A 12721-nucleotide genomic window follows, 5' to 3' on the forward strand; every position below is an offset into this window, starting at 1 on the left:
GTGAACTGCCGTCCCGATCAGAAGAGGTGGTCGAAGGCGGCCCAGCCGCCGGTGCCGATCTGAACCCGTGGCGCGAAGGGTGCACTGGGATTCCCCGTGCCCTTGAAGAGCCACAGCGGTCCGGCAGTGTCCGCGGCGATCAGGTCGGTCTTCCCGTCGCCGTCGTTGTCGCCCGTGGAGACGATCAGCTTGTGGATGTTCCATCCGCCGCCCACGGTGATGCGCGAGCCGAGCACTCCGTCCGCCACGAGGTTCCCGGTGCCGGGGTAGATGTAGAGCGTGCCGTCCGCGGACCGCGCCACCAGGTCGGTCTTGCCGTCCCCCGTGTAGTCGCCGCGCCCGGCGAGCGCGGTCATCCCGCTCCATCCGCCGCTGCCGATACGCATGCGCGCCTGGAGAGTGCCGTCGGCCTTGCCCTGGTAGAGCCAGAGGGTTCCGTCCGTATGACGGGCGACGAGATCGGGTTCCGCCGACCCACCCATGTTGCCGACGGAGACGAGCAGGTTGTAGATCTGCCAGCCGCCGCCTACGACCTTGGTGTCGTTGCCGTGCTCGGCCGTGTAGAAGAGGGTGGCGCCCAGACGGTGATAGACGTCGTCGCCTTTCCCTCCCTCCGAGATGTTGGCCTGGACGAGGGCATCCGCCTCCGCCCATCCACCGCCCATGTCGACCATCGGCTTGACGCCGCCGGTCCCCTTGGGCTCGTAGTCGTAGAGCCGGCCGGACTTTCGGGCGAACAGCGGGAACATGACGGGGCCCGGAGCCACTTGGGCCTGCTGCGCGGCCGCGTTGCCGGTGCGGTCATCCCATGGCGTGGGTGCTCTCATGGCCGTGAGAAGCGCGGCCAGCAGGCCGCTCAGTACGGCCACGCAGATCGCCGCCCGGCGGAGCGGGCGGTCGAGTGGACGAAGCATGGATCTGGTGGGTCCTCACAGGGATTGCCTGCGCGGACGCAAGGAGGGACGCTGCACGACGGCCGCCCCCCGACGCCCGCACGCTGAAGCGGATCCGCTTCAACCACGATCAAAATAGAACATCAGTTTGATCCTGTGAAGATTCTTTCAGGTCTCTGTGAAGCCGCCGTGGCCCGCGCTCGACATGAGCGCGGGCCACTGCGGTGTGCGGCTCCCGGAATGGTTCGGGGATCAGCTGGGCTCGATCGTGTTGCGGAGGCCGGGGACCCGGAGGGTGCCGCCGAACTGGCCGGCCTGTATCACCGTCACATCGGTGAAGATGGCGAGCGGCACGTCCAGCGGGGGCGGGGTCGCGGGGCTGAAGGTAACCGGGAAGATCCCGAAGAGGTTGCCCTTCAGGGACTCCGTGTACATGGTCACCGTGCCCTCGGTGATGGTCGACTCCTCGCCCGGGGTGGACCGGACGTGGCCCGACAGGCCGTCGGAGTGGACCGTCGTCTGGTGCAGATCCTTGATCTTGACCGTGGACGCGGTGAACTTCAGCGCCTTCTTGATCTTGCCGCTGCCGGTCTTGACCTCGACGATGCCGTGGTACTTGAGGCCCAGCAGGGTCAGCTTCGTGCTGTCCAGGCGCCACGGCTCGTCCGGGAGCAGTGGGATGCCGGGCTCCAGCTCGGCCGCCGCCAGCGCCTCGGGGTCCGGCACGGCGCACGGGATGTGCGGCTTGGCGCCGTCGGGTATGGACTCGTCCTTCTTGGCGTCCAGGCCCTTGGCGCTCTCCGGCAGTTCCTGGACCTTCGCGCCCGCCTGCTCGGCGGCCTTCTCGATATCCCGCTTCGTCTTCTCCGCGGCCGGATCGGTGGTCGGCTTCGGCGCGGTGGTCGACTTCGGAGGGGTGGTCCCGGCCGGATCGTCGGCGGTCGCCGGCTCGTCGGCGGGGGCCGTCGCGGAGGCGCTCGGGGTGGGTGCCTGGGTCGTCGGGGCCGCGGTGGTGGGCGTCTCCGTCGGCTTCGGGTCCGGGCCGTCGAACAGGTCCTTGAGGGCGTCGCCGACGCCCAGCGGGTCGAGCGGGTTCTTCGACTTCGTCGGCGTGGGGGTGGCCGTCGGTGTCGGCGTCGCGGTCGGCGAGGCGGTGGCCTTCGCCTCTTCCTTCGACTGCTGCGTGGTCGCCTGCTCGGTCTCCGTCGCGGTCGGCGTCGGGTCTCCGGTGGCGGTGGGGCTCGCGGTGGCGGTGGGGGTGGCCGTCGCGGTGGTGGACGGCGTCGAGGTGGGGGTGGAGGTGGGCGTCGGCTTCGTCGTCTCGGCCGGCTTCTCGGTCTCCTCCTGCGTCGGCTCGTCCGAGCGCGTCACACAGGGACCGGGGGCGAAGGGGATGTCCTTCTCGTCGGCGAGGGCGAGCCTGGGCGTGAGGCCCATGCCCACGAACACCGCGGTCGGCATGGCGGCCAGCGCCATCGCCTTGCCCGCGGGGCCCTGGATCCTGTTCAGCAGCGACTTGCGCGGGGCCGCGTGCCGCGGGCCCTCCTTCGCGAGCGCCGACTGAGTCTCGTCACCCCGCACTGTTCCTCCCGCCCTTGGCGTCGATCGTCGTGTCGGTCAGCGGCTGCGCGCCCTCGCGCTGCTCCGGGAACACGGCCGCAACCATGGCCTCGGTCTCGGGGTCGAGGGCGGGGGCGGCCTCGTCGGAGGCCTCCGGCCGTCCGTCGTGCTCTGCGTCGGCCTCAGCCTCTGCCTCTTCGGTCTCCTCGGCCGGCGGGGCGGGCGCCCACGCGGCGGACATGCCGCCGCCGATGACCGCGAACAGGTAGCCGATGATCAGGCCACCGAAGTTCGAGACCGGGATGGAGACGAGCGCCAGGACGATCGTCGCGACACCCGCGAACACCCGGACGATGGGCTGGAACCACATCGTCAGACCGAGCGTGATGAGCAGGACGCCGATGATCAGCGCGCCGGCTCCGGCGGTCGTCTGCATGGCGAGGGTGACATTGCCGAGCCGCATGTCCCCGTACGGAAGGTAGGCGATCGGCACGCCGCCGATCATGGTGAACAGTCCCGCCCAGAAGGGCCGGGTCTGCCGCCAGACCTTGAACCGGTTCTCCTTCTTGGGGACTTCGCGGGAGGCGGGGATCTCGGCGCTCATGGAACAGCTCCCTGGAAGCGGTGTTGCTGAGAAGTTGAAGAGAGGGTGCCTGGCGGGTGGGACCGCACGGGGCGGCCCCACCCTCAGGACGACCTGGTCCTCACGGACCGGTCAGTCCTAGTAGCACTCCTTCGAGGTGCCCCGGTGCAGGGACAGGTGAAGGTCGGGGAGCTTGAAGGTGCCGGCCGTGGTGGCCCACGCCTTCTGCTCCACCCCGTTCAGCGTCGCCTGCTCGGCACGCTGGCCGAAGCCGTACGGGTTGGCCTTGGTGTTGGGCTGGATGCCCGGCTTGCCCGGAACCGGCTGGCCGTTGACCTTGTGCAGGTCGCCGGCGGCGATGCCGATGTCGATGTTGGTGAAGACGGCGTCGGCCTTGAGCTCGGAGACATCGAGGTAGATGTCCTTCGCGTAGACCTTGTCCTCGGGCCTGCCGGTCTTGGCGGCCTCGGTGCCGGCCTCCAGACGGAGGGTGACGTCACCGATGAACGGCACCTTCGGCGTCACGACCGACTGGCACATGTTGGTGATCCAGGCCTCGGAGAAGCCGGACACCGCCACCGGGGCGGCGAAGTCCTTGCCCTCGAGGTCCTTGCCGGCGTCGACGCTGCCGTACTGCACGAAGTTCGTGCCGACGAGGCTGTTCGCCTTAACCTTGAATTCCTGGCCGGAGATGCTGAAGGACGCGGCGAGCGCGCCCTGGGCCAGGCCGACACCGATCGCGGCCGTCGCGGCCACACTCGGGACCATGACGACGGCGAACCGCTTCCATCTGGTCCCGCCACGAACCTGGGACTTCATGAGAATTCCTCCTTCTCGGACGTACATCTCCGGAAGGGCGCGGGGCCCGTCCTGGGATGGGAGAAGAGCTACGTCCTCGGGAAGGAGAGCGCCGAGGCATCAGGCGGCGCGTTGCGCGTCCGAATCACCGGCGATCACCCCCGAGCGACAACCATGGGCCGCGTCTTGGAACGCGACCTGATTGGACAGGCCCCGTTCGATGAGAGCGGGAACCCCCCTGTCCACGACCGGTGCCGGAACACCGGTCCACCCGGTGGGGACCCTCGCCGCGTCCCGGGTGGTTGCCGGGGTGGTGCGGTTCGGACCGAGCGTCGCCGATCGTGGTCCATTCCGGGCCCCCGCACAAGGGGGTTCGTTACTGGCTAGTAACGGGTGGATAACCACGCCATGGCGGGACGGGACCGAATGGGCACGGAGGGTGCATTCGCCTGGTGAGGAATGTCAGCAGATTGCCGGAAGAATACGGACAGAACCACAGGTTCGATTTACTGCAAGTAACAGCGGCCGCGATTACCAAGTTTTGGTAAAGCGCGGCCGCCTTTTGTCACCCTGCTGCCAAATCGTCGGACGATCCGGCACACCGGACGGGACTAGAACAGCACCCGCGCCAGGGCCTGCCGGGCCGCCGTGACCCGCGGGTCGTCGGCGCCGATCACCTCGAAGAGCTCCAGGAGACGCAGCCGCGCCGCGTCCCGGTCCTCGCCGACCGTGCGGCGCACGGTCTCGACGAGACGCCCGAAGGCGTCCTGCACATGACCGCCCACCAGATCGAGGTCGGCGGCGGCGATCTGCGCGGTCACATCGGCCGGACCGTCGGCGGCGGCCTTGCGGACCGCGGCCGGGTCGAGGTCCTGCACCCGGGTGAGGAGTTCGGCCTGGGCCAGACCGAGCTTGGCCTCCGGGTGCGCCGGGTCGTCGGCGAGCACGTTCTTGTACGCCTGGACGGCGCCGGCCAGATCACCCGCGTCGAGCGCGGACATGGCCGCTTCGAGGAGCGCGTCGTAGGGGCCGACGGGCTGCGCGGCCGCGGCCGTACCGCCGTCGGGGGCCTCACCGTTCGCGTCGACGACGATGCCGGTCAGACCGAAGCGCTCCTCGCCGATCTGGATCAGCTGGTCGAGGGTCTCGCGGATCTGGGCCTCGGGCACGGCGCCCTGGAAGAGCGGCAGCGCCTGACCGGCGACCACCGCGAAAACGGCCGGAATTCCCTGGATGCCGAACTGCTGCATCAGCATCTGGTTGGCGTCGACGTCGATCTTCGCGAGCAGGAAGCGGCCGTTGTACTCGACGGCGAGCCGATCCAGGAGGGGGCTCAGCTGCTTGCAGGGCTCGCACCACTCGGCCCAGAAGTCGAGGACGACCGGGACCTCGGCGGAACGCTGGAGCACATCGCGCTCGAAGCCCGCCTCGTCGACGTCGATCACCAGGGCGGACGGGGGCACGGCGGCGGGGCCACCCTGCCGGGCGGCTGCGGCGCGCGTCTGCTCCGCCTTCGCCTTGGCCTCTCCGGCCGCCTTCACCGCGGCGAGGTCGACGACGCCGCTCATGGACATGTTTCGGGGCTGCATACGTACATCCTCCCCCTTCCGCGCGCGTAACCGGTAAGTCATGGCTGAACCGTGCCGTCCGCACGTCTCCCGCCGGTGTGCGAGACGTGGGGCGACACGGTTCCTCGTCTTCGGTTCGCACCAGGTCCCCACCCGGTGCGGTGCACCGGGTCCCCACCCGGTGCGTGGTTGTCGCTCAGGCCGCTCAATGCCTTTCGCTACAGGTCGTAGCGTAACTCTCCCGGGTGACCCGGGGGGAGTGCGCGGACCGGATCCGTACGGTGAACTGCCTCACACGCCGCCCCTCTGGCGCACTACCTACCGGCGGGTATGGTCGACGTCCATGTCGTCGATGTGTCGCCGCACCAACCCCAGCACCCGTACGGGACGCCCCCGCTCCACCGAGGCCGACACGGCCATCCTGGAGGCGACCCGCGCGGCCCTGGTCGAGCTGGGTTGGTCCAAGCTCACGATGGGGGACGTGGCCGGCCGGGCCGGGGTGGCCAAGACGACCCTGTACCGCCGCTGGGCCAACAAGAGCGAGCTCGTGGTCGACGCCGTCGCCGTCCTCTTCGACGAACTCGAACTGCCCGACCTGGGTTCCCTCCAGGCCGACATCGAGAACGTCGTCCTGCAGTTCGCCGCTCTCCTCGAACGCCCCGAGACCAAGACGGCCCTGATGGCGGTGGTGGCCGAGTCGACCCGCGACGAGCCGCTGCGCGAGCGGATACGGGCCTCGATCGTCGACCGGCAGAAGCGGCTCGTCCTGGAGGGCCGGATGCGGGCGCAGCGGCGCGGTGAACTCCCGGCGGACCGGGACCCGGTCGCGGTGGACGCCACCGACGACCTGATCTTCGACGTGATCGCGGGCGCCGTGGTGCACCGGGCGCTGGTGAGCGCGGAGCCGGTCGACGGGCCGTGGGTGGCGCGGCTGTCGGCGCTCCTGGTGGGCGGTCTGGGAGCGGCGGCGGCCGTCGGCTGAGCGCGTGACGCGCGGGCTCAGAAGCCCGGGGGCTCCGTGTAGACGCCCCACTCGTCCCGCAGCGCGTCGCAGATCTCGCCGAGGGTGGCCTCCGCGCGGACGGCGTCCAGCATCGGGGCGATCATGTTCGAGCCGTCCCTGGCGGCCGCGAGCATGGCGTCGATCGAGGCGCGGACCCTGGCGTCGTCGCGGCGCTCCCTGCGCTCGCCGAGGACCCGGACCTGCTCCCACTCGACCTCGTGGCTGACCCGGAGGATCTCCAGGTCGCCGGTGACGGAGCCGTGGTGGACGTTGACGCCGACGACCCGCTTGTCGCCCTTCTCCAGGGAGCGCTGGTACTGGAAGGCGGACTCGGCGATCTCACCGGTGAACCAGCCGTCCTCGATGCCGCGCAGGATGCCGGAGGTGATCGGCCCGATCGGGTGCTGCCCGTCCGGGTGGGCGCGGCGGCCGCGCTCCTTGATCTGGTCGAAGATCTTCTCGGCGTCGGCCTCGATGCGGTCGGTGAGCTGCTCGACGTACCAGGAGCCGCCCAGCGGGTCGGCGACGTTGGCGACGCCGGTCTCCTCCATGAGCACCTGCTGGGTGCGGAGCGCGATCTCGGCGGCCTGCTCGCTGGGGAGCGCGAGGGTCTCGTCGAGGGCGTTGGTGTGGAGGGAGTTGGTGCCGCCGAGGACGGCGGAGAGGGCCTCCACTGCGGTCCGTACGACGTTGTTGTACGGCTGCTGGGCGGTGAGGGAGACACCGGCGGTCTGGGTGTGGAAGCGGAGCCACTGGGCCTTGTCGGTCGTGGCGCCGTACACCTCCTTCATCCAGCGCGCCCAGATCCGGCGGGCGGCGCGGAACTTGGCGATCTCCTCGAAGAAGTCGAGGTGGGCGTCGAAGAAGAAGGACAGACCGGGGGCGAAGACGTCCACGTCGAGGCCGCGGCTGAGGCCGAGCTCGACGTAGCCGAAGCCGTCGGCGAGGGTGTACGCGAGCTCCTGCGCGGCCGTCGCCCCGGCCTCGCGGATGTGGTACCCGGAGACGGAGAGCGGCTTGTACGCGGGGATGCCCTGCGCGCAGTGCTCCATCAGGTCGCCGATGAGGCGCAGATGGGGCTCGGGCTCGAAGAGCCACTCCTTCTGCGCGATGTACTCCTTGAAGATGTCGGTCTGGAGCGTGCCGTTGAGCCGGGCCGGGTCGACGCCCTGGCGCTCGGCGGCGACCAGGTACATGCAGAAGACGGGTACGGCGGGGCCGGAGATCGTCATCGAGGTGGTGACGTCGCCGAGTGGGATCTCCTTGAAGAGGACCTCCATGTCGGCGGCGGAGTCGATGGCGACGCCGCAGTGGCCGACCTCGCCGAGGGCGCGGGGGTCGTCGGAGTCCCGGCCCATGAGGGTGGGCATGTCGAAGGCGACGGAGAGGCCGCCGCCGCCGGCGGCGAGGATCATCTTGTAGCGCTCGTTGGTCTGCTCGGCGTTGCCGAAGCCGGCGAACTGGCGGATGGTCCAGGTCCGGCCGCGGTAGCCGGTCGCGTGGAGCCCCCGGGTGAACGGGTACTCGCCGGGCCAGCCGATGCGTTCGAAGCCTTCGTAGGTGTCGCCGGGCCGGGGCCCGTAGACGGGTTCGACGGCGTCGCCGGAGAGCGTGGTGAAGTCGGCGTCCCGCTTGTGAGCCTTGTCGTAGCGGGCCTGCCAGCGACGGCGGCCCTCCTCGATGGCGTCAGCGTCCATGCTTCGAATTTACTAGGGCGTCCTAGTAGATGTCGAAGGGAAACCCCCGCACATCCGTGCGGGGGTTCGCGTCAGGCCTTGACCGGCTCCGGCCGCGCGCCGCTGATCAGCGGCAGCGTCTCGGCGACGACCTTGCGCTCGACGAAGAACGCCGCGAACGGGATGGTGCCCGAGACCAGGACCCAGAGCAGCTTCCCGAACGGCCAGCGGGCCTTGGAGCCCAGGTCGAAGGCGAAGACGAGGTAGATGATGTAGAGGACACCGTGGGCCTGGGAGACCGCGAAGGTCACGTCCTCGCCCATGTCGAACCCGTACTTGAAGACCATGCAGGTGCACAGCACGAGCAGCATGACGGCGGTGATGTACGCCATGACGCGGTAACGGGTCAGCACGCTGGATTTCATGCCGTCGAGCGTAACGGCACGTTCCGGGCGATCTTCGCGCGGGTCTGCCCTCGCGGCGCGAGCGGCTACTTCTCCTCGAAGTCGTCCGCCGCGACCCGCAGCGGACGCAGCATCGCGAAGATCTCGGCGCACTCCTCCGCGTCGTACGCGCCGAGCCCGAACTCCATCTCCATCAGGTCGCGGGTGGCCGCCTCGACGACCTCGCGGCCCTTCTCCGTGATGGAGGCCAGCGTTCCGCGGCCGTCGTTCGGGTTGGGCCGCTTGTCGACGAGACCGGACCTCACGAGGCGGTCCACCGTGTTCGTCACGGACGTGGGGTGGACCATCAGCCGCTCGCCGATCTTGGACATCGGCAGCTCGCCGGCCTTCGAGAAGGTGAGCAGCACCAGGGCCTCGTACCGCGCGAAGGTCAGCCCGTACGGCTTCACGACGGCGTCGACCTCCGCGAGGAGGATCTGGTGGGCGCGCATGATCGAGGTGATCGCGGCCATCGAGGGGACCGGGCCCCAGCGCTTCTGCCAGAGTTCGTCGGCGCGGGCGATGGGGTCGAAGGGGAGACTGAGCGGCTTCGGCACGCGTCGACCTTACCGACTGGTCACATGCCGGTCAGCCCTGTCTCGCCTTTCGGTCGCCGACCGCCCCGGCCGGCCCGCGTCTCCGCCGTCGCCCCGGCGGCCCGCAGCTCGGCGGCGGCGGCGAGGAGGCAGACCGTGCCGAGGACGCCCGTACCGGCGACGACGGCGTGCACGGGGGCGAACTCGGCGGCGATTCCGGCCCCCGCCATGCCGATGCCCTGGACGGTCATCATGCCCGCGGTCATCAGGGTCATGGCCCTCCCCCGCTGCTCGTCGGGGACGGCGGCGACGAACCAGGCGTCGAGCCCGAGGGTGTACGCGCCGGTGGCGCCCGCCAGGAAGAGGGCGGCGGCCGCGAGGGGCACGCCGGGCTCGGGGGCGTACAGGAGGTAGGGCAGGACGCCGGTCACGGCGAGCGGCAGCACGATCCGGGAGCGGGTGGCCGCGTCGAGGAAGGACCCGGCGAACAGCTCGCCCGCGATGGTGCCGACGGGCAGCGCGCACATGAGGAGGCCGAGGGCGGCGGTGGAGACGCCGATCTCGTCGGCGTACGGGGCGGCCAGCGCCTCCGGGACGACGGCGAAGAGCGGCGGCACCCAGAACATCAGCATCAGGGCCCGCACCCGCCGGTTCCGCAGCACCGCCCAGGTGCCGGAGAGCCCGCTGTCCGCGGCCCCGGACGCCCGGGCGGGGCGGCGGACGGTGCCGAGCCGGAGCAGCAGCGCCGACACGAGGAAGGTGGTGGCGGTGACGGCGAGGGCGCCGCGCGGCGGGACGACGGTGAGCAGCACGCCGCCGACGGCGAAGCCGGTGAGGAGGGCGCTCTGGGAGACGATCCGCAGCAGGGAGCGGCCGAGGACGAAGAGGTCGCCCTCGCCGAGGATGTCGGCGAGGGTCGCCATGCGGGTGCCGTTGAAGACGGGCGAGACGACGGCGATGGCGCAGCGGAGCGCGAGCAGGACGGCGACGGGGGTGGCGGGGAGGACCATGAGCGCGACGCAGCCGGCGCAGAAGAGGTCGCAGACGACGAGGATCCGGCGGGGCGGGAGCCGGTCGGTGAGCCCGGCGAGCAGGGTGCCGCCGACGAGGTAGGGGAGGAAGCCGAGGGCGAAGGTGAGGGAGGAGAGGAGCGGGGAGCGGGTGAGGTCGTAGACGAGCACGGTGAGCGCGAGCTCGCTGACGACGACCCCGAGCAGCGAGAACAGATGCGCCACGAACACGACCCGGAACTCCCGCACCCGGAAGACGGCCCGGTAACCGGGGCCGGCAGAGACGGGGACGGGGGCGGGGCCGACCAGGGCGGGGGCGGCGGGGACGGGGGCGCGGCCGGCGGGGACGGGGCCGGCGGGCGTGCGGCCCACGGGTGCCTGACCGGTGGGCGCCGGACCGGGCGGGGGCGCGGGGGCGGTCGGCTCCGGTCCGGTACCGGGCAGCGCGGTGGTGGGGTCGTCGTGCTTCGGCATGGCACGCAGCGTGCCGTCGGCGACCGGGCCCGCCCTAGACTTTCGGACCCAGACGAATCTTCCGTCCCGTCTTCCGGAGGGCCCGTGCCGTACCACCTGCGTTTCGGCGAGGCCGACCCGCTGCGGATCCGGTTCGCGATCTCCCCGCTCTGGGAGACCCACTCCGCCGTGCGGGTCCTCGCCCGGCCCGGCAAGCAGGGCTACCACCTGCCGTGGATGCGGCGGATCGCGTCCGCCGCGCGGGAGCTCGACCTCGGGCCGCTGCATCTGCTGATGCCGCTGCACGGGCACAGTCCGGACTTCCTCTATCCACCGCCGCTGGGGCCCGCCGCCTCGTTCGAGGACGAGATGGCCGCCGTGCGGGAGACCGATCCGGCGCTGGCCCTCGACGACTTCGAGCGGGCGCTCGCGGAGACCCCGGGGGCGGCCGGGACGGCCGAGGGGCGGCGGCTGCTCGCGGATCCCGCCGGGGCGGTGCTGCGGCTGGCGGAGCTGCTCCAGGCCGCGTGGGAGGCGCTGATCGCCCCGGACTGGCCCCGGCTGCGGGCGCTCCTGGAGGCGGACGTGGCGTACCACTCGCGGCGGCTCGCGGAGGGCGGCCTCGAACGGCTCCTGGACGAGCTGCATCCGGCCTTCGCGTGGGACGCGGAGACCGCCACGCTGGAGGTCGCGTACCACGGCGAGCACATCCGTCCGCTGGACGGGCAGGGGCTCGTCCTGATGCCGTCGGTGTTCATCTGGCCGGACGTGGTGAGCGGTTTCGACCCGCCGTGGCAGCCGACGGTGGTCTACCCGGCCCGCGGGATCGGCGGGCTGTGGTCCGAGGCCGGGGACCGTACGCCGGAGGCCCTCGGACGGCTCCTCGGCCCGGTGCGGGCGGACGTCCTGTGCGCGCTCGCCGAGCCGATGGGGACGACGGCGCTCTCGCACCTCCTGGGCCGGGCCCCGTCCACCGTCTCCGCGCACCTCGCGGTGCTGCGGGACGCGGGACTGCTGACCTCGCGGCGGTACGGCCACCAGGTGCTGTACGAACGGACCCCGCTGGGGATCGCGGTGTCACAGCCCGGAAGCGGCTGACCGACATGTCACGATGACCCGGATCGTCCCGCCGTCCGTACGAAGCGCCGTGCTCGCCGTACCCGACCCTGGGGGGCCGGATGTCCCGCCGCACCGTCACCGCCGTGACCCTGACCCTCGTCTCCGCGCTGCTCCTGACCGGGTGCGGTGAGGGCGGCCCCCCGAAGGGCCCCGTCGGTCCGCCGTCCACGCGCGCCGAGACGACCCCCGCGAGCGGCTCGCCGTTCTGGGTCGACCCGGAGAGCGACGCGGCCAGGCAGGTGCGCCAGTACGAGGCGCAGGGCAGGGCCGAGGACGCGAGGATCCTGAAGCGGATCGCGGACCGGCCGGTCGCGGACTGGCCGGCCGGGGACGATCCCGTACCGGAGATCACCCGCGCGGCGCGGGGCGCGGCGGCGGAGAACCGTACGGCGGTGTTCGTCGCGTACAACATCCCGCACCGCGACTGCGGCCTGTACTCGGCGGGCGGCTCGCACGACGCGCAGGCCTACCGGGCCTGGATCGACTCCTTCGCCACCGCGCTCGGGGAGTCCTCGGCGATCGTCGTCCTGGAGCCGGACGCGGTGCCGCACATCGTGGACGGCTGTACCCCGGCCCAGCACCACGAGGAGCGGTACCGGTTGCTCGCCGGGGCCGTCGAGCGGCTCAAGCGGCAGCCCCGCACCCGGGTCTACCTGGACGCCGGCAACCCGGCCTGGATCGACGATCCGGGCAGGCTCGTGGAACCGCTGCGCCGGGCGGGGGTGGCCCGCGCGGACGGCTTCTCGCTGAACGTCTCCAACTTCCAGACGAACGACGCCGTGCGGCGCTTCGGCGCGACGCTTTCGGCGCTGCTGGGCGGCGCCCGCTTCACCGTGGACACCAGCCGCAACGGCGACGGCCCCCTCCCGGGCGACCGGGCGGAGGCCTGGTGCAATCCGCCGGGCCGGGCCCTCGGCGTACCGCCGACGGACCGGACCGGGGACGATCTGGTCGACGCGTATCTGTGGGTCAAGCGCCCCGGCGACTCGGACGGCCAGTGCCGGGGCGGCCCGGCCGCCGGCACCTGGTGGCCGGAGTACGCCCTGGGCCTGGCGCGCAGGGCGAAGTCGTAGGCCGCG

Annotated in this window: 12 protein-coding genes; 3 read left to right on the forward strand and 9 right to left on the reverse strand. The window is 71.5% G+C overall.

Features of this window, described 5'->3' with window-relative positions:
* Nucleotides 1–17: 17 nt before the first annotated feature.
* From ACIP84_RS24280 to ACIP84_RS24300, 5 genes are all read right to left on the reverse strand, one after another.
* Nucleotides 18–914 carry a VCBS repeat-containing protein gene (locus tag ACIP84_RS24280; RefSeq protein WP_355957724.1) on the reverse strand — a complete coding sequence of 299 codons (897 nt, stop codon included), beginning with the start codon at nucleotides 912–914 and terminating at the stop codon, nucleotides 18–20.
* A 231-nt stretch (nucleotides 915–1145) separates the two neighbouring features.
* Nucleotides 1146–2474: a hypothetical protein gene (locus ACIP84_RS24285; protein ID WP_401800209.1), complete on the reverse strand. Its 1329-nt coding sequence runs from the start codon at nucleotides 2472–2474 to the stop codon at nucleotides 1146–1148.
* Nucleotides 2464–3057, reverse strand: a complete 594-nt coding sequence (locus ACIP84_RS24290) for a DUF6114 domain-containing protein (protein ID WP_401800212.1) — start codon at nucleotides 3055–3057, stop codon at nucleotides 2464–2466. The genes ACIP84_RS24285 and ACIP84_RS24290 overlap by 11 nt, the downstream gene beginning before the upstream one ends.
* A 117-nt stretch (nucleotides 3058–3174) precedes the next feature.
* A complete protein-coding gene (locus ACIP84_RS24295) occupies nucleotides 3175–3855 on the reverse strand; it encodes a DUF6230 family protein (protein WP_355957718.1) in 681 nt (226 codons plus the stop codon).
* Between the two features lie 590 nt (nucleotides 3856–4445).
* Complete coding sequence (locus ACIP84_RS24300) at nucleotides 4446–5423, reverse strand: tetratricopeptide repeat protein (protein WP_401800215.1); 978 nt, start codon at nucleotides 5421–5423, stop codon at nucleotides 4446–4448.
* Between the two features lie 331 nt (nucleotides 5424–5754).
* Between ACIP84_RS24300 and ACIP84_RS24305 the strand changes: the two genes are divergently transcribed.
* Nucleotides 5755–6384 carry a TetR/AcrR family transcriptional regulator gene (locus tag ACIP84_RS24305; protein ID WP_401800533.1) on the forward strand — a complete coding sequence of 210 codons (630 nt, stop codon included), beginning with the start codon at nucleotides 5755–5757 and terminating at the stop codon, nucleotides 6382–6384.
* 17 nt (nucleotides 6385–6401) lie between these two features.
* On the opposite strand, the gene ACIP84_RS24310 is transcribed toward ACIP84_RS24305, so the two are convergent.
* From ACIP84_RS24310 to ACIP84_RS24325, 4 genes are all read right to left on the reverse strand, one after another.
* Nucleotides 6402–8102, reverse strand: a complete 1701-nt coding sequence (locus ACIP84_RS24310; protein WP_401800218.1) for a methylmalonyl-CoA mutase — start codon at nucleotides 8100–8102, stop codon at nucleotides 6402–6404.
* 71 nt (nucleotides 8103–8173) lie between these two features.
* The gene (locus tag ACIP84_RS24315) at nucleotides 8174–8506 is read right to left on the reverse strand and encodes a DUF3817 domain-containing protein (protein WP_055601175.1); all 333 of its coding nucleotides are present in this window, start codon (nucleotides 8504–8506) and stop codon (nucleotides 8174–8176) included.
* A gap of 65 nt (nucleotides 8507–8571) precedes the next feature.
* Nucleotides 8572–9081 carry a MarR family winged helix-turn-helix transcriptional regulator gene (locus tag ACIP84_RS24320; protein WP_030321172.1) on the reverse strand — a complete coding sequence of 170 codons (510 nt, stop codon included), beginning with the start codon at nucleotides 9079–9081 and terminating at the stop codon, nucleotides 8572–8574.
* Nucleotides 9082–9101: 20 nt separating this feature from the next.
* Complete coding sequence (locus tag ACIP84_RS24325; RefSeq protein WP_401800222.1) at nucleotides 9102–10544, reverse strand: MFS transporter; 1443 nt, start codon at nucleotides 10542–10544, stop codon at nucleotides 9102–9104.
* An 84-nt stretch (nucleotides 10545–10628) separates the two neighbouring features.
* On the opposite strand from ACIP84_RS24325, the gene ACIP84_RS24330 reads away from it, so the two are divergent.
* Both ACIP84_RS24330 and ACIP84_RS24335 read left to right on the forward strand, forming a co-directional pair.
* A complete protein-coding gene (locus ACIP84_RS24330; RefSeq protein ID WP_401800225.1) occupies nucleotides 10629–11621 on the forward strand; it encodes a DUF5937 family protein in 993 nt (330 codons plus the stop codon).
* An 80-nt stretch (nucleotides 11622–11701) separates the two neighbouring features.
* Nucleotides 11702–12715 (forward strand): glycoside hydrolase family 6 protein, encoded by a 1014-nt coding sequence (locus ACIP84_RS24335; protein WP_401800228.1) that lies wholly within the window; start codon nucleotides 11702–11704, stop codon nucleotides 12713–12715.
* Nucleotides 12716–12721: the final 6 nt, after the last annotated feature.

The sequence above is a fragment of the Streptomyces sp. NPDC088707 genome, from assembly GCF_044752725.1.
In the GTDB taxonomy this organism is placed as follows: domain Bacteria; phylum Actinomycetota; class Actinomycetes; order Streptomycetales; family Streptomycetaceae; genus Streptomyces.

What these genes read in the sequence shown, in the direction of transcription:
- ACIP84_RS24315 (WP_055601175.1), bottom strand. Translation starts at nt 8,506, where the DNA reads ATGAAATCCAGCGTGCTGACCCGTTACCGCGTCATGGCGTACATCACC.
- ACIP84_RS24280 (WP_355957724.1), bottom strand. Translation starts at nt 914, where the DNA reads ATGCTTCGTCCACTCGACCGCCCGCTCCGCCGGGCGGCGATCTGCGTG.
- ACIP84_RS24295 (WP_355957718.1), bottom strand. Translation starts at nt 3,855, where the DNA reads ATGAAGTCCCAGGTTCGTGGCGGGACCAGATGGAAGCGGTTCGCCGTC.
- ACIP84_RS24300 (WP_401800215.1), bottom strand. Translation starts at nt 5,423, where the DNA reads ATGCAGCCCCGAAACATGTCCATGAGCGGCGTCGTCGACCTCGCCGCG.
- ACIP84_RS24290 (WP_401800212.1), bottom strand. Translation starts at nt 3,057, where the DNA reads ATGAGCGCCGAGATCCCCGCCTCCCGCGAAGTCCCCAAGAAGGAGAAC.
- ACIP84_RS24310 (WP_401800218.1), bottom strand. Translation starts at nt 8,102, where the DNA reads ATGGACGCTGACGCCATCGAGGAGGGCCGCCGTCGCTGGCAGGCCCGC.
- ACIP84_RS24325 (WP_401800222.1), bottom strand. Translation starts at nt 10,544, where the DNA reads ATGCCGAAGCACGACGACCCCACCACCGCGCTGCCCGGTACCGGACCG.
- ACIP84_RS24335 (WP_401800228.1), top strand. Translation starts at nt 11,702, where the DNA reads ATGTCCCGCCGCACCGTCACCGCCGTGACCCTGACCCTCGTCTCCGCG.
- ACIP84_RS24305 (WP_401800533.1), top strand. Translation starts at nt 5,755, where the DNA reads ATGTGTCGCCGCACCAACCCCAGCACCCGTACGGGACGCCCCCGCTCC.